This is a genomic window from Changchengzhania lutea, assembly GCF_006974145.1.
GTDB lineage: Bacteria > Bacteroidota > Bacteroidia > Flavobacteriales > Flavobacteriaceae > Changchengzhania > Changchengzhania lutea.
In genome coordinates, this window is sequence record NZ_CP039456.1 from 2,379,775 (window position 1) to 2,396,586 (window position 16,812).

Here is a 16,812-nt window from a genome sequence, read left to right on the forward strand (position 1 = left end):
ATCAAATTATGTTAAAGCAATTCTTCATCATTTGCTCCGGCTCAGACACCGATATTTTAAATAACTGTTCCAAAGGCGAACAAAATAAGTATGCTGGTATTGGCGCTACCGTTTTCTTTACAGCCGTTATGGCATTCATAGCAGCTAGTTACGCGCTTTATACCGTTTTTGACAATCTCTATGCTGCTGTTTTTTTCGGACTTATTTGGGGATTATTGATTTTTAATTTAGACAGGTATATTGTTTCTACCATAAAAAAAACCGGAAATGTTATAGATGAACTCATTCAAGCTTCCCCAAGAATCATACTTGCTGTTATCATTGCAGTCGTGATATCAAAACCTTTAGAATTGAAAATTTTTGAAAAAGAAATTAATCAAGTCCTTTTAGAAGAAAAAAATGAGCTTACCCTTAATAATAAAGTACAATTAGCACAACAATTTACACCTTCAATTGAGGGCTTAAATAATGATATTCTCGTATTGCAACAGCAAATCGACACTAAGGAAGCAGAAGTAAATGGTTTGTACGATACTTATATTTCAGAAGCTGAAGGGACGGCAGGAACAAAGCTTTTGGGAAAAGGCCCTGTGTATAAAGAAAAGCGAGAGAAACACGATGCACTCTTAACGGAATTACAAATTTTGAAGACTGAAAATAAAGCCAAAATCATGGTTATTGAAAATAAGATTGCTGGACTTAATGGAGATTATGAAACGCAGATACTAAACACGCAGCCTATCATTAATAACTTTGATGGTTTAATGGCACGCGTAAATGCTCTGGGCAAACTACCGTGGTTGCCGTCATTTTTCATCTTTTTACTGTTTCTTGCCATTGAAACCTCTCCCATTTTCGCCAAACTACTATCCCCTAAAGGCGCCTATGATTTTAGACTCGAGGACCAGGAAACAGCTGTAAAAACAACGGTTCTCCAAAATACCAATCAAAGAGCGGCACTGCTAAAAACAGATTATGCCATTAACGATCGGATTTATGGTGATATAGAAAATGAAGAAGAATTGTATGCATACAAGCGCAAAAAAGCGAGGGAACTTATGCAGTTGCAAGCAGATGCCTTTTTCAAGCATCAAAAAAATGCGCTTTAATGTTATGCAGCAGATGCTGTTTTAAAATGGTTGTAAAGATCTTCACATCCTAAACCAATAATAGACAAGCTTTTATTCTTTTCTATAGCGCGATTGTGAAGTCCAGCTAAAGCATTTACACCAAAACGGTCTATACTTTCAATATCTTCAATACTGATAGTTAATGCATTTACTCTTTCAAAAATGTTCTCAAATTCACTTTGAAACACCTTCAGGCTCTTTTTGTTTAGAATGCCTTTTAATTTAAAGAAGTTGTTGCAATTCGTAATTCTTAATTCCATAATACATGTTTTAACGTTGAACAATAAATTTGGGTCTATAATCAATTGATTATGACATAAATGTATAACGCTATTTCCTAATTCCTACATTTTTTCGACCAATAGGATTGAACTATAGATTAAAAAAAGTTTCATGTCAAATTAATCGACGAGTAACATAAATTAAAATTAGATTTTACTATTTTTACTCGATTTGAAAACCATATAGCAATCCTAAATCCCCATTATGAAAAGACTTTTAGTAGTATTATGTTTTATCTCCGCCTTTAATTCTAGTGCCCAAAGTACCGATGACACAGACAAAAAAGAGATTCAAGCTTTACTCAAAGCACAACGTATCGCATGGTCTGATAACAATATTGAAGAATTTATGGCAGGTTACTGGAAAAGTGATTCCCTTAAATTTTATGGCAGCAATGGCGTTACTCATGGTTGGGAGAATACCTTAGAGCGTTATAAAAAAGCATATCCTACAGAAGACCATACAGGAAAGCTCAACTTTAAAATTAATGCTATTTCTAAAATTAGTGATGGTGCTTATTATGTTATGGGCGAATATCACTTAAAGCGCGAAGTCGGCAATGCAGATGGCATTTTTATGATTATTTTGAAAAAGATAGATGATGAATGGAAAATCATTGCAGACACGTCTTCGTAAGTTATGACACCTGTAGTTAGAAAAGCGACCTTAGATGATCTTCCCACGCTTTTAGCCTTCGAGCAAGAGCTTATAGTGGCTGAACGCCTTTTTGACCCAACTATTAAAGAGGACCCGGTTCGTTATTACGATATCGCCGAATTAATTACGAGTTCCGAGTCAGAAGTTTACCTTATTGAAATAGACGAAGTCATTGTAGCCTCTGGATATGCTAAAATTAAAACGGACAGGCATTACCTAAAACATGACAAACAAGGTTATTTAGGTTTTATGTACGTGTCTGAAGCACATCGAGGCAAGCAGTTTAATAGTTTGATTATTGATGCCTTATTGGCATGGTGCCAATCGCGTCACGTTTTCGAAATCTGTCTTGATGTGTATCAAGATAATTCATCAGCAGTTAAAGCTTATGAGAAAGTAGGATTTAAAAAACACATGATCAATATGCGTATGACTATTGAAAATAGAGATTTTTAAAATTTTCTATCTGGATGAAAAGCCTGTACATCCATTGATAATTTCTTATTTGATACCACTTCTGAAACTAGTTTTCCCGTTGCCGTACCCATAGTCCAGCCCATCATCGCATGCCCCGTAGCAATAATCAGATTGGTACATTTTTTGGACTTGCCAATATACGGTAGTCCATCTGCAGACAATGGGCGTAATCCGCAAGCCGCTAGACTTTTTTCCTCATCTGTTACTGTAATTTCTGGATAAAACCGTGTCACGGCATTAGCAATAGCATTTACCCGAACTCGATTAATAGTGTGGTTTATATTGGCAATTTCCATAGTCCCAGCAAAGCGTGTAAACCCGTTCATGGGTGTTACGGCTACTTTAGCTTCGGCTAAAATCGCAGGAATTTGGATTCGCGTTTCCTTTTCTTTATTAATCCTATAACCCTTTCCTGCTTGTAAAAGTAATTTTAAGCCCAATTTTTTACTTAACAAAGCACTCCAAGACCCTGCAGCCAATACAAATTCATCAGCCTTCAACGTTCTTTTTGATGTTTTAACAGATGATATCTTGTGATCGTCTATTTCCAAATCAACCACTTTTTCATTTAAATAAAATTGAACACCAGCAGCTTTTAAATGAATTTTCATCTCATTCATAAACTCATGAGGTGTAGTATGGGAATCACAGGTATAATATGTGGCTCCTTTAACATTTATTTCAACATTCGGTTCTAAGGCTTTAAGTTGATTGAGGCTAATTTCTGAAACATCTAATCCTTCATCTATAGCTAGACGTGCCGTCTTAACTTCTTCTTCTAGCATCTTTTCAGTTTGACACAGCATTAATAATCCTTTTTTTTCATAATGAAATGAAAAGTTTTCATCACGTTTAATAGCATCATATAAACCTTGACTTAACAGGGAAATATCTTTTATTGCTGACATGGATTTTTCTACGTGATTACGATTGCAAGATTTATTAAATGCCCATACCCATTTTAAAAAATCACTGTTTAAACGCGGTTTGATGTACAGTGGGCTTGACGAATTAAACATCCATTGCAACCCTTTTTTCATAACCCCAGGTGCTGCCAATGGCATAATATGACTGGGCGACACATAGCCAGCATTGACATAGGATGCACCGCCATCCATGTTAGATTGATCTATAACAGTAACCTGATGCCCCTCTTTTTCCAAATAATAGGCCGTGCACAAACCAATAATGCCGCCTCCAATTACAATTACCTTTTTACCCATTTTATATCACTTCAAATCCATGTGCGTACGGATCGTCATCCGTATCTATCGTAATGGTGTTATGTCCATATATTTTAGCCCAACCTGTTACACTGGGGATTATGGCCAGTTTCCCATTTAGCGAAGAAACCTCTTCAACGCGACCAATAAACGTACTGCCTATATAACTTTCATGTACAAAGTCTTCCCCTACCTTTAATTTGCCTTTTGAAAACAACTGCGCCATTCTTGCAGAGGTACCTGTACCACATGGGCTTCTATCAATTGCTTTATTACCATAAAACACGGCGTTTCTTGATGAGGATGTCTTATGCATAACATCACCCGTCCACATGATATGGGTCACCATTTTGATGCTTTCGTCCCCTGGGTGAATGAACTTGTTCGGGTACTTTTCATTGATTTTATCCCTTAAAATTTGAGAATATTGAATGATTTTTGATGCTGAAAAGTCTTGAATACCCGAGAAACTTGTTTGTGGATCTATTATAGCATAAAAATTGCCTCCATAAGCCACATCAAACCTTAATTCTCCCAATTCTGGACATGTTATCATTAATCCTTCGGCCGCCAAATAACTTTTCACGTTAGTTAATTTTACCCAATCTACTTTATGCCCTTTTTGATGATATTCAATATTAATTAATCCTGCTGGCGATTCCATTTTAATGCTTCCTGGCGTTTTTGGACTTATTAAACCTTCTTCAATAGCAATAGTAATGGCACCTATTGTGCCGTGCCCGCACATGGGCAAACATCCAGAGGTTTCAATAAATAATATGGCAAAATCGTTTTCAGGATTGTGTGGTGGGTATAGTATGCTGCCACTCATCATATCATGTCCCCGTGGTTCAAACATGAGTCCCGTACGAATCCAATCATAGTCTTTCAAAAAGTGCTGACGTTTATCACTCATGGTTGCTCCAACTAATTTGGGACCACCTTCCTTAATAAGTCTCACTGGATTACCACAGGTATGTGCATCAATACACACAAATGTATGTTTAGCCATTTTTTATTTTCTCAATATAATTATTCACTCTATTTTCTAATATCGATAGTGTGACCGTACCTTGTTCTAAAATAACTTCATGAAATTCACGAACATCAAATTTTGAACCTAATCTAGTTTCTGCCCTTTTACGTAATTCTCTAATTTTAAGTTCCCCCATTTTATATGATAATGCCTGCCCCGGCCACGAAATATATCGATCGGTTTCAGTATTTATTTCATGTAATGAAAGTGCTGTATTTGCCGACATATAATTAATAACTTGACTTCTTGTCCAACCTTTTGCATGAATTCCTGTATCTACAACTAAACGACAAGCCCTCCACATTTCGTAAGTCAATTGTCCGAATTTTTCGTAAGGCGTTGTATAAATACCCATTTCGTCTGCTAAAAGTTCAGAATACAAACCCCAACCTTCACCATAAGCCGATAAATAGAGGTTTTTTCTGAAATCAGGGATACTATCTCCTAATTCATTATTTAAACTGCTTTGTAAATGATGTCCAGGCACAGCTTCATGAACGGTAAGCGCAGGTAAAGTATAAACTGTCCTACTTGGCAAATTGTATGTATTTACCCAATAGTATCCAGGTTCGGTACTTTCTTTTGAAGTACCAATATACCTTCCAGCTGTGTATTTAGGAGCAATAGCATCTGGTACTGCGGCAACTCCATAAGGTTTGCGTGGTAATGTTTTAAAATATCTTGGTAATTTAGCATCTACTCTTTTCGCTATATCTCTGGCCATCATTAATAATTCGTTAGATGTTTTAGCATAAAACTGTTTATCTGTTCTCAAAAAATGAAAGAATGCTTCGAAGTTTCCTTTAAAATTTAACTCTTTAATAATCAATTTCATTTCAGACTTAATCCGAGCCACTTCTTTTAAGCCAATTTGATGAATATCATCAGCAGTATAGGAGTTACTTGTTGTATAAAAATTAATTCTGTTTTGATAAAAATTTGAGCCATTAGGTATATGTGAAACTCCTATTGGTGTTCTTGTATTGGGCAGATACTCTGTTTCGAAAAAAGTTTTTATGCGCTTAAATTCTGATATTACTTTGTTTTCAATGGCTTCTTTTGCTGCTATTAAAACTGAATCTTTTTGCTTTTTAGATAAATTGGAAGGCAAATTTAAAAAAGGTGAATAATAGTAACTATCCTGATAATTATCCACAATATTTACATTATAAGTGGATTCGTAACCCTCAAAAATAATTAACGGTTGAGAAACTCCCTTCTTTAACCCTTCGCGTAAATTGGAAAAATGTTGGTCTACAAAAATTGGGATAGCATTCAATTTACTCAAATAATCCTTTACGTCTTCATAACTGCTTAATGGTTTTACCATATAAGTCAAATTACTATGAAATCCGGCATCAGATAAAATAGGGTTTAAATACTGCTCAAAATGGTAATAATCAATTTTATCTTTTAATACAAAACTCAAAAGTTGCCTAGAAATTCGTTCTGTTTCGGTTAAACTTAAAGTGTCTACTTCGGACAATTCATTAAGAATCTTTTTGGCAAATTCAGCTTCAGATTCATAATATTTTTTCGTAAAAAGACCTAAAGGATATACTTTTTTATCATATCCTTCATGATTTTGATATTTTTTTATAATGCTGTCTAAGGTGGAAGATGGGTGCGGGTTTTTGCTTGCTTTGAAACCGAGAAAAGCAAGAGACGCAAACAAAATAATGACTTTTAAATACTTCACTTGTGTATGCTATTTTTAGTATCACAATTATTTACTACTCTAAAAACACCTAACGGGTTTTCATCCTTTAGTGCCTCAGGCAGCAAATCATTTGGCCAGTCTTGATAGCTCATTGGTCGCACCCAGCGTTTAATGGAATGGATGCCGACCGCTGTAAACCTGCTGTCTGTAGATGCTGGATATGGGCCACCGTGTGTCATGGAAGTACACACCTCAACGCCAGTAGGAACACCGTTAAAAATCAGTCGCCCTACTCTGTTTTGCAATGCGGATATAATTTTAGGATACTTATTAGCCTCACTGCTTTCGGCAATAATGGTGCCCGTAAGTTGTCCTTCTAAATTTGAAATGATTTTTTCCAATTGCGCAGCGTCTTCACACAGAACCACTATAGAATATGGCCCAAAGACTTCTTGGTGTAAGGTGGTGTTTTTTAAAAAGATGGCACCTTCAACGGTTGTCACGGTTTGTCTTGCAAAATTAGTTTGTACCTCATCTTCATAATCTGCCACAACTGTTATAGCGGATTGCTGCATCGCTTTTTCCTTGTTAGTATCGTATGCGCCTTTAATGTTAGGGTGCAGCATGCATGTGGGTTCGATTTTGATAATCTCATCTGATAATCGGTCTATAAAAGAAGAAAATGCATCACTCTTCAATCCTAAAATTAAACCTGGGTTTGTGCAAAACTGACCAGTGCCTAAAGTGATAGAACCCGCATAGGTTTTAGCAAGTGATTCCCCCTTCTCCTTTAAGGATTCTGGAAGAATAACTACTGGGTTGACGCTGCCCATTTCAGCAAATACAGGAATAGGCTCATCACGTTTTGCTGCCATATCATAAAGCGCACGCCCGCCCTTAATGCTACCCGTAAACCCAACGGCTTTAACACCAGAATGTTTAACAAGTTGAGCCCCCACATCAATATTAATCCCATTGAGATTTGAAAACACCCCATTGGGCATATTTGTTTTTTGTGCTGCTTTTATTACTGCAGATGCTACAAGTTCTCCAGTTCCTGAATGCATGGGATGGGATTTTACAATTACCGGGCATCCCGATGCTAAAGCCGATGCTGTATCTCCGCCAGCAGTAGAATAAGCTAACGGAAAATTACTAGCGCCAAACACAGCTACTGGTCCTAAAGGCACCATCATTTTGCGTAAATCAGGTTTTGGTTGTGGTTCACGGTTTGGTTCTGCAGTATCAATGGTCGCTTCAACCCAAGATCCTTCCTTAACCAAATCTGCAAACATTCTCAGTTGCCCGATGGTTCTTCCGCGTTCGCCCTTGGCACGACCTTCGGGCAAACCAGATTCTAAACAATAGGTTTTAATAAGTGTATTGTCCAATGCAAGAATTTCGTCCGCAATAGCATTTAAGAATTCAGATTTTTTAATACCTGAAATATTTTGAAATGATTTAAAAGCTTCAGACGCTAATGTCACTGCTGCGTCTATTTCTTCTGAACTCGCTTCAGTAAAAGCCTGTTCATTTTCAATATTCAATTGCGGATTAAAGGTTTTATAGATACTGTTCCCTTTTGCTGATAATTTGTTTCCGATATAATTTTTTCCTGTTATCATATTCTCATGTAAGTCTTCCAAAAAGGAAAACTTTTTATTAATTACTGATTCGTTTTAAATGCTTTTCTAAATCCACTGGTTTATGTATCTCTTTGGTGGATACGGGGTATTTCTTTAACATACCTTCTGGCCGAATGGGTCGCTTTTCAAAACCCCCACTACAATTTGGACATACCTGCTTTAAAACATCGTTGACACAATCTTTACAAAAGGTACATTCGAATGTGCAAATCATGGCCTCTTCTGAATCAAAGTGCAATGCTTTATTACAATGTTCGCAAGTTGGTCTTATCTCTAGCATCTGTTTGTGTTAAGGATTGAGGCATTTGTTTAAGCTCTCCCAGTTTTTTTACTGGGAAGCGAGTACCGAAAGCCTGACCACGCCAAAGCGTGGGAACACCCAAAATATGTTACAAATTTTTATATTCTGGTAGTTTCGGCCTTGTTTTTAAAGCGGCTTCGATAATTTGAATCACTTTTTCTCTTTCTGTTCCGTGGAGAGGCAAACGCGGTTTACGTACATTTTCGGTTCCTATTTGCGTGTATACTTCTGCCAATTTTATATTTTGTACTAATTTAGGATTTATATCTAACTCTAACAATGGTAAAAACCAGCGGTAAATTTCAATAGCTTCTTTAATACGTCCTACTTTTTGAAGTTCGTAAATAGCAACGGTTTCGGTAGGAAAGGCACACACTAATCCTGCAACCCATCCATCGGCACCCATGAGCAAACTTTCTAGGGCCACCGTATCAACGCCTGTCATTATTTTAAGGCGATTCCCAAATCGATTTTTGATACGGGTGACATTTGAGATATCCCTTGTAGATTCCTTTACGGCCTCAATATTATCGCATTTTAACAAGTCTTCAAACATATCTAAGGTAACTTCAACCTTATAGTCTACCGGATTATTGTACACCATGATTGGCAATGCTGTATTGTTTGCTACATCTTTAAAATACTGTACCGTTTCCCTTTCACCCGATTTGTAGCACATGGGCGGCAGCATCATAAGTCCGCTGGCGCCATCTTCTTCGGCCTTTTGAGCGGCAGCAATTGCCGCTTTGGTACTTTGTTCTGCAATATTAATCAGTACGGGGACCTTTCCTTTAACAATATCTACCGTTGTTGTGGTGAGTATTCTTTTTTCTTCATCTAAAAGGGTACTGGCCTCACCCAATGTGCCACCCAATACAATACCGTGAACACCAGCTTGGAGCTGTGAATTGATATTTAATTCAAAGGTTTTTAAATCTAGTTCGTCTTGGTCTGTGAACTTTGTGGTTACTGCTGGCATGACGCCTTTCCATTGCATATTCATAAATTGGTTGTTTTAAAGGAATAAATTTAGTTACTAGCAGTAGAACAAATTAATAGATTCTTATCCATAATTGATATTATATTCACCCGCTTAAAATTATATTTTAGAGGTCAGTATTTAGTTGCATATAATTTGATTGTGATGCACTTTATCTTTATCGACCATTTTTATTATTAAATTATTGAATATTGTGGCTTTGCTTTGTGAACGATTGACTCTGAAACAAAATTCATTAAAATATCTGTTGGTATTAAAGTCGCTTACCCAAGAGCAAGTTGTTCTTATCCAAGATTTAACTTGATGAATCATTGTATGTAGGGCTTTAAAATTTACACCTCCATTACTTTCAATCTGGGTAATGTTATAGGCTTTAGCAATAGGCCTGTAACCTCTCCATTTATCGGTTATCACTTTAGCCTCCCGACTTATATGATTCACAAAGATATATTGTAAAGAACTAGCAGAAAAATCTTCGATTCTCATCGCATACATTCTTTTTACTTTCCCATCTTCGGTTAGTCCAACAGCAGTTATGGCCTTCTTTTTCTTTGCATTATAACTTCTGCCTACTTTATCTTTTTCTCGTCCGCCAAGAACAAATCCATCAACATGGACAATGCCCGTCATCGGATTATTTCTGCTACTTACCATAGCTTCCCTGATTTTAGGCATAAATAAGCGTGCAGTCTTTTCAGTAACGCCAAAACGAACTGCAACATAGCTTGCAGAAAGACTTTTAGTACTTGTACTCATCTCAAAAACGATGAAAAAATTTTTTCTGACACCAAATTTAACCTTGTGGAAAAGCGTATTTGAAGTTGAGGGTTCTTGATGAGAGCAGATATTGCAGGTGCGCGAAAAATCTTTTCTTATTTCCGCCTTTTTATGACCACATTTAACACATTGAAAGCCGTCTTTCCATTTAATATCTGCCAAGTGCTCCTTGCAATTTTCATCGGTTTTAAACCGATCAGAGAACTCTAGAAGATTTTGTCCTTTAAAAATATTCATAACAACACTATATTTATCGACTTTAAAGATATGAATTTAACTACTGACCTCTATTATATTTAATTTAGATAGCGGATTTTATCATAAGTTTAGTAATGACATTGCGTGGCAAAATATTGATAGACACGATAGCGCTATCATAAGTAGTAGCAATCAAAATAATCACCAATTTCATATACCGAGGAATAAACCCATTTCGATTTTTAGTATTGAAATAAATAGATTACTTTTTCAGGAGAAGACCAAGCCATTTATGGATTCTTTTAATGAAGACACAAGAAGTATTTTTTCGGATACTAATGGCGAAAATAGTTTCTATAACGAAAGCAGATTCAGTATACGAACACTCAATTTAATACAGCGTATTATTGCTAAAAAAAGTTCCAGCTTTACGGATGCACTTTTAATAGAATCCAAATTGAATGAAATTTTATATAACAGGTTAACTTTATTTTCTAATAAAAAAGTACATCTGAGAAAGGAGTATGCGTTGCAGAGTCACCAAAAGGAGGCGGTTATGAAAGCATCACAATTTATAGTGGATCACTTAGACACGTATGAAAATGTTAGCAAACTTGCAGAAAATTTTGGGATCAACGCCGTTACACTTCAAAACGGTTTCAAAAAGTTCTTCAATAAAACGGTTAATGAATTCGTTATTTTAGCGCGATTGGAGAAGGCTCGAAGACTTTTTGAAGCAACTGACATGACTATTGGAGAGATAGGTTTTGATATTGGCATCACCAGTAAAAGCTATATCTCTAAAGTTTTTAAAGCGCGTTATGGTCTAACACCACGTGACTATAGAAATTCAAGAATAAAAACATTAGGTTTTTATTAGGCAACAAAATTTTTATAGCTCAATTTTTTTAATCTTTTTAATGGCAGGTTGCCACTTCTTAAATATATAATTGGTTTTATATGTTCCAAATCAACCAAGTGCTCCTATCTATTTTTAATGTATTAATTTGTAATCCTTCTTATAACTTTAAAATCAACTTCTGTTAACGCCTTCAAGAATCCAAGAATCTACTGACATATTCTCCTGATCATTATGGAGTACAGCGATATCACCAGTAGTTTCAAAAATGACTGCCTTAACTTGAGATATTTTTATAACATTGGCTTCTCTAAGTTTTGCTTTTAAATCATCTTCCGTAACCTTAGCTTTTTTCATGTTATCCCACAATATGTTTTCGCCATCCATGAGCAGCAAAGGGTTGTTGTCTACTAAGGATTTAAACACTTTAAACTGCCTCAAATACGCAGTTATCCCTTGAAGCGTATAAATAGAAAGCAAACCAAAAACACCTTCTATTAAACTAACACTTTTTGTAAGTAAGGTGGATGCTATAATGGATCCCATGGCAATGGTACAAGCAAAGTCAAAGCTTGACATTTTTGAAAAACTTCTTTTGCCAAATAGTCGAGTCAAGATAACTACAGATATGAATATACCAATAGTAGAAATTAAAATGAACATTAAGGTTTGTGAGTTTGAAAAAATCCAATCATTAAGCATGGCATTATAAATTAAAGGTTATGAGCATGTGTTTCGCAAGTTAGGCTCAAAAAACAACAGTATGTAGCGCTATTAAGGTAATCTTTACTCTTAAAGAATCTAGAGCAGAATTTTATTTTAAAACTAATCAGACTTACCATTTGATGAATAAAAAAATTAGGAAAATAACCAATATGAAATCAAATGAAGGCTTATTTTTCTTAAAAACACCTTGGTTTCAAAACAAGCTTTTTTATTGCTCAACTATTAGTAATTTGCTGACTTGATTGGATATTAACAATTCGTTCATAAATATCAAAAAACCACGTAATCATTGCTTTTAATTTCAATCAATTAAACTTACCTTTGGCGCGAAATTATGAAGGATTTCACACTGAAAATGTCCTTTTTCAGTTCCTAGTAACGCATATTTTAAAGTAAAAAACCAATTAAAACATGAACAAAAAGATTGATCAACAAGCCGCAGACAATATTAGAGCATTAGCTGTAGCCATGGTAGAAAAGGCTAACTCAGGACACCCAGGAGGCCCCATGGGCGGTGCAGACTATATGCATATTTTATATTCTGAGTTTTTCAACTATGATCCGTCAGATATGACATGGGCTTTTAGAGATCGGTTTTTCATGGATGCTGGACATTTATCGACTTTAATGTATGCACAATATTATCTGCTTGGGAATTATGAAAAGCAGGATATTGAAAACTTTAGACAATGGGGCTCTATTACGCCAGGGCATCCCGAAGTTGATGTTAAGCGTGGTATAGAAAACACCTCTGGGCCTTTAGGTCAAGGGCATACCATGGGTGTTGGTGCTGCTATTGCTGCAAAGTTTTTGGGGGCCAGATTTGGAGATTGGTTGAACCATAAGATCTACGGCTTTATATCAGATGGTGGCGTTCAAGAAGAAATATCTCAAGGTGCTGGTAGAATTGCAGGTCACTTAGGCTTAAGTAATTTTATCATGTTTTTCGATTCTAACGACATTCAATTGTCAACTTCTACCGATGCCGTGACCTCGGAGGATACAGCAATGAAATACAAGTCTTGGGGATGGAGCGTTATAGAAATAGATGGTCATAATCATAAAGAGATAAGAAAAGCGCTTAAAAAAGCCAATAATGAAACCGAAAAGCCAACCCTTATTATTGGTAAAACCATTATGGGTAAAGGTGCTGTTGCTTCAGATGGCAGTATGTTTGAAGGCTATTGCGAATTACACGGTCAGCCTATAAGCCATACCGGTGCAGATTATAATAAAACGTTATTAAACTTAGGCGCAAATCCTGAATCGCCGTTTGATAAATTTGATGAGGTTGACGATTTTTATAAAACTATTTTAGAAGAAAAGACAGCGAAAGCTGCCGATAAGAAGGCTGTCATTAATTCGTGGAGAGAAGAAAATAAGGAATTAGCGAGCAAATTAGATTTCTTTTTATCAGGGAAACTTCCAGAATTGGATTTTTCAACGATTGAGCATAAACCAGGATTAGCTACGCGTGTAGCATCGTCAAATGTATTGGCGTATTTGGCAGATCACGTAGAAAACATGATCGTGTCTTCTGCCGATTTATCAAATAGTGATAAAACCGATGGCTTTCTTAAAAAGTCTAGGGAAATTCAGAAGGACAATTTTTCTGGGTCTTTTTTACAGGCGGGTGTCGCCGAATTAACTATGGCATGCATTGCCAACGGTATCGCCTTACATGGCGGCGTTATTCCCGTAGTGGCTACATTTTTTGTGTTTTCAGATTATATGAAACCAGCCATTCGTTTAAGCGGTATCCAAGAATTGCCAGTTAAGTATGTATGGACACATGATGCCTTTAGAGTGGGTGAAGATGGTCCAACGCACCAACCCGTGGAGCAAGAAGCACAGATACGTTTATTGGAAAAACTGAAAAACCACAGTGGCAAAAACAGTTTCTTGGCGATGCGTCCAGCAGATTCCGCGGAGACCAGTGTGGCTTGGAAAATGGCTTTAGAGAACAACAGTACGCCATCTGGTTTAATTCTTTCAAGACAAGGTATAAAAGATATAGCCGCCCAAGGTGATTCAAGATATAAGGAAGCCTTGGGTGCAGAAAAAGGCGGTTATCTAGTAAAAAGTGTGGACAATCCAGATGTGGTTTTAATAGCCAATGGATCTGAAGTATCCACTTTAATAGAAGCAGCAAACATTTTGGAAGCTCAGGAACAACTCAAAGTGAGTATCGCGTCCATTATTTCAGAAGGGGTTTTTAAATCGCAAAGTCAAGATTATCAGAACAGCGTTATTCCGAAGGATAAACCCTTGTTTGGATTAACTGCAGGTTTACCAGTGAACTTAGAAGGATTAGTAGGTGATAAGGGGCACGTGTTTGGATTAGAACATTTTGGATACTCGGCACCGGCAAAAGTGCTGGACGAGAAATTTGGATTTACAGGAGCACAAGTCAGTCAAAACGTTTTAGAATATTTAAAAGCATATAACAACTAAATTATAAAGTATGAAATTTTTTATAGATACAGCCAACCTTGATGATATTGCCGAAGCACAGGCCTTAGGGGTTTTAGATGGGGTAACAACCAACCCATCGTTAATGGCAAAAGAAGGCATTACAGGTGCCGATAATATTTTACAGCATTATGTTAAGATATGCGATTTAGTTGAAGGCGATGTAAGTGCTGAAGTGATCTCCACAGACTTTGACGGTATGGTTGAAGAAGGCGAGAAGCTAGCTGCATTACACCCACAAATTGTAGTGAAACTTCCTATAATAGCCGATGGTATTAAAGCCTGTAAATACTTTTCAGATAAGGGCATAAGAACCAATGTCACGTTGGTGTTTTCTGCAGGACAAGCCTTATTGGCTGCAAAAGCAGGAGCCACTTATGTGTCACCATTTTTGGGAAGACTGGATGATGTCTCTACAGATGGTTTAAACTTAATTGCAGAAATACGTTTGATATATGATAATTACGGATTTGACACACAGATTTTGGCAGCATCCATTCGTCATACCATGCACGTGATTGATTGCGCAAAAATTGGTGCCGATGTCATGACGGGCCCTATATCGTCAATAAAAGGCTTATTAAAACATCCACTGACCGATATTGGTTTGGCTAAGTTTTTAGAGGATTATAAAAAAGGAAACCAATAATTTGAGTTAAATTATAATTGGTATAATTAGGGTTTGCTGAAAAAGTCAAGAATCGGATTAATTTTGTATGCTAAAATTTTTTCTATTATCTGTTTTCTGCATTGATATTTTGGTTAGCGTTGTTAGCTGTGCTAAAAACCGCTCCATTAGGCAGATTAAATCGTATGGTAAAGCAGAAATAGTTTTTATATACACATTTTTTTGATGGTGCATTAGGTTCATAACAAAAAAGATTGTGGCAATCCAACTCTCCGATGTCTTTTGGAGTGTAGCCCTTATTTGATTGAGGTTATAGCCATTTTTGCCCTGTCCAAATTTCCCTTCAATTCGGTTTCTTTCTGTAGCTTCTTTTTTTCGTTTTCTTTTTTTATAATAGGATTCTTCTTTTAGCTCCTTACTCTTGCGACCTAGTGGAGCTGCCGTTATTCGTATAGCTCTTTCCTTGAGCCATTTTCGATTTTCACGGGTAGCGTATATTTTATCTACTTGTACAAGCTCAGGGTAGTGACCGTGCAGTGTTTTGTAATGCTCCACCTGTGGGATCAGATCACCAGATTCATTATATACATCCCAGCTGAAGGTATCTATTCTGGCATAACCTTGATCTAAACTGACGCCTAATTTTGAACCAAATTCTATTTTTGATTTTGCTTTTCCTCTTGGGATTGGGCGAACGTGTGGCTGAAAGACACTTGCGATCCTGTCTTTACAGCTATTCGATTTTTGATCGTACATCTGTTTTTGTTGCATGTAGACGGCATGAATGACCCATAGCGTTTTTTGCTCTTTGTAACTTAATGGGAATGGCTTTTTGTCAGATTCAAAAATGTTCAGGAGTTTATCAATATGTTTTAGATCCCTATGAACACATTCGAGCAATTTACGGTTCATTTTTCGATACGCTGCTTTGGACTTGTTTTTCTTTTTTGAATAGGTCAAAAATTGTGCATCCATCTTTCTGCGATAGGTGCGCGGTTTGACCCCTTGCTTGTTGTTTTTTGCGTAGAGCTTGTCGATCATGCCTTCGCACTGTTTTCTACATTCATTCAAAATCTTACTATCGGTTGGGTAAGTGATGTATTGGTCAGCGACCGTAGCATCCAATTGTAGTTTGCCTTTGTTCGCAACTGGTGGATTTTGAGTGTCGTCTGTATCATCTGTAGGATCCTGGTCTTTCTCTTTACTAATAGCGCTTATCAGTTTGGTATTTAATAAATCAAAAATATCGGCTCCAACTCGTTTTCGCAGTTCTACAAATAAGGAGGGATCAAAAACTGGATAAGGAGTAAACTCTTTCAGTCCAATGAAAAACTGCATATAGGGATTTTCTGAAATGGCATCGATAACGCCTCTGTCGTCTAGTTTCTCCATATGCTTTATAATCAAGGCTCCTAAAACAATCCGTGGCGAAATCCCGGGACGACCCGTATTGGTGTTCATCATAGAAATATAGCTGGAAGCAAACGTGTCCCAAGGAACTATTTTACTAAGTACTACCCAACGATTATCTGAAAGAAGGGTGGTCTGAAAAGGAGTTTTAAATTCTTCAATACTCAATTGTCGCTCCGAAATATAATTGATCATAATGCAAACTTATTTGCCTAAAGTTAACAATAAGCTTGCATATTACCAATAGGTTTAGAAGTGGGCTATCAACATAATGAACTTAATAACAAATGGTTAAGTTTAGTAGGATAGTTTCTCAGCAGACCCTAATTA

16 protein-coding genes are annotated in these 16,812 nt (G+C 36.5%); 6 read left to right on the forward strand and 10 right to left on the reverse strand.

The genetic code is table 11. From position 1 onward, the window contains the following. Positions 1-8 precede the first annotated feature (8 nt). Positions 9-1,109, forward strand: a complete 1,101-nt coding sequence (locus FAF07_RS10740) for a DUF4407 domain-containing protein (protein ID WP_142785108.1) — start codon at positions 9-11, stop codon at positions 1,107-1,109. 2 nt (positions 1,110-1,111) lie between these two features. Here FAF07_RS10740 and FAF07_RS10745 read toward each other — a convergent pair whose 3' ends face one another. Further along, positions 1,112-1,390, reverse strand: a complete 279-nt coding sequence (locus FAF07_RS10745) for a hypothetical protein (RefSeq protein ID WP_142785109.1) — start codon at positions 1,388-1,390, stop codon at positions 1,112-1,114. A gap of 226 nt (positions 1,391-1,616) precedes the next feature. Between FAF07_RS10745 and FAF07_RS10750 the strand changes: the two genes are divergently transcribed. Together FAF07_RS10750 and FAF07_RS10755 are read left to right on the forward strand one after the other, a co-directional pair. Beyond that, positions 1,617-2,048, forward strand: a complete 432-nt coding sequence (locus FAF07_RS10750) for a YybH family protein (protein WP_142785110.1) — start codon at positions 1,617-1,619, stop codon at positions 2,046-2,048. 3 nt (positions 2,049-2,051) lie between these two features. Then, positions 2,052-2,525 carry a GNAT family N-acetyltransferase gene (locus FAF07_RS10755; protein ID WP_142785111.1) on the forward strand — a complete coding sequence of 158 codons (474 nt, stop codon included), beginning with the start codon at positions 2,052-2,054 and terminating at the stop codon, positions 2,523-2,525. On the opposite strand, the gene FAF07_RS10760 is transcribed toward FAF07_RS10755, so the two are convergent. The 7 genes from FAF07_RS10760 to FAF07_RS10790 all read right to left on the reverse strand — a co-directional run bounded on the left by FAF07_RS10760 (position 2,522) and on the right by FAF07_RS10790 (position 10,426). Then, complete coding sequence (locus FAF07_RS10760) at positions 2,522-3,769, reverse strand: NAD(P)/FAD-dependent oxidoreductase (protein WP_142785112.1); 1,248 nt, start codon at positions 3,767-3,769, stop codon at positions 2,522-2,524. The genes FAF07_RS10755 and FAF07_RS10760 overlap by 4 nt on opposite strands. Position 3,770: 1 nt before the next feature. Further along, positions 3,771-4,781, reverse strand: coding sequence for a 4-hydroxyproline epimerase (locus FAF07_RS10765; protein WP_142785113.1), 1,011 nt, complete (start codon positions 4,779-4,781; stop codon positions 3,771-3,773). After that, positions 4,774-6,504, reverse strand: coding sequence for a DUF885 domain-containing protein (locus tag FAF07_RS10770; protein ID WP_142785114.1), 1,731 nt, complete (start codon positions 6,502-6,504; stop codon positions 4,774-4,776). Before FAF07_RS10770 ends, FAF07_RS10765 begins: the two co-directional genes overlap by 8 nt. Then, positions 6,501-8,090, reverse strand: coding sequence for an aldehyde dehydrogenase (NADP(+)) (locus FAF07_RS10775; protein WP_142786598.1), 1,590 nt, complete (start codon positions 8,088-8,090; stop codon positions 6,501-6,503). The genes FAF07_RS10770 and FAF07_RS10775 overlap by 4 nt, the downstream gene beginning before the upstream one ends. A gap of 37 nt (positions 8,091-8,127) precedes the next feature. Continuing rightward, positions 8,128-8,391, reverse strand: coding sequence for a DUF1272 domain-containing protein (locus tag FAF07_RS10780; protein WP_142785115.1), 264 nt, complete (start codon positions 8,389-8,391; stop codon positions 8,128-8,130). A 109-nt stretch (positions 8,392-8,500) separates the two neighbouring features. Continuing rightward, the gene (locus tag FAF07_RS10785) at positions 8,501-9,415 is read right to left on the reverse strand and encodes a dihydrodipicolinate synthase family protein (protein WP_142785116.1); all 915 of its coding nucleotides are present in this window, start codon (positions 9,413-9,415) and stop codon (positions 8,501-8,503) included. Positions 9,416-9,532: 117 nt separating this feature from the next. Then, the gene (locus tag FAF07_RS10790; protein ID WP_142785117.1) at positions 9,533-10,426 is read right to left on the reverse strand and encodes an IS1595 family transposase; all 894 of its coding nucleotides are present in this window, start codon (positions 10,424-10,426) and stop codon (positions 9,533-9,535) included. A 253-nt stretch (positions 10,427-10,679) separates the two neighbouring features. Here FAF07_RS10790 and FAF07_RS10795 point away from each other — a divergent pair, with 253 nt between their 5' ends. Continuing rightward, the gene (locus FAF07_RS10795) at positions 10,680-11,267 is read left to right on the forward strand and encodes a helix-turn-helix domain-containing protein (RefSeq protein ID WP_142785118.1); all 588 of its coding nucleotides are present in this window, start codon (positions 10,680-10,682) and stop codon (positions 11,265-11,267) included. 153 nt (positions 11,268-11,420) lie between these two features. Here the strand turns inward: FAF07_RS10795 and FAF07_RS10800 are convergent, their stop codons facing one another. Then, positions 11,421-11,825, reverse strand: a complete 405-nt coding sequence (locus FAF07_RS10800) for a DUF421 domain-containing protein (RefSeq protein ID WP_317130287.1) — start codon at positions 11,823-11,825, stop codon at positions 11,421-11,423. A gap of 558 nt (positions 11,826-12,383) precedes the next feature. Here FAF07_RS10800 and FAF07_RS10805 point away from each other — a divergent pair. After that, positions 12,384-14,426, forward strand: a complete 2,043-nt coding sequence (locus FAF07_RS10805; protein ID WP_142785120.1) for a transketolase family protein — start codon at positions 12,384-12,386, stop codon at positions 14,424-14,426. A gap of 10 nt (positions 14,427-14,436) precedes the next feature. Beyond that, a complete protein-coding gene (fsa, locus tag FAF07_RS10810; protein WP_142785121.1) occupies positions 14,437-15,093 on the forward strand; it encodes a fructose-6-phosphate aldolase in 657 nt (218 codons plus the stop codon). A 57-nt stretch (positions 15,094-15,150) separates the two neighbouring features. Here fsa and FAF07_RS10815 read toward each other — a convergent pair whose 3' ends face one another. Beyond that, the gene (locus tag FAF07_RS10815) at positions 15,151-16,677 is read right to left on the reverse strand and encodes an IS5 family transposase (RefSeq protein WP_142785122.1); all 1,527 of its coding nucleotides are present in this window, start codon (positions 16,675-16,677) and stop codon (positions 15,151-15,153) included. Positions 16,678-16,812: the final 135 nt, after the last annotated feature.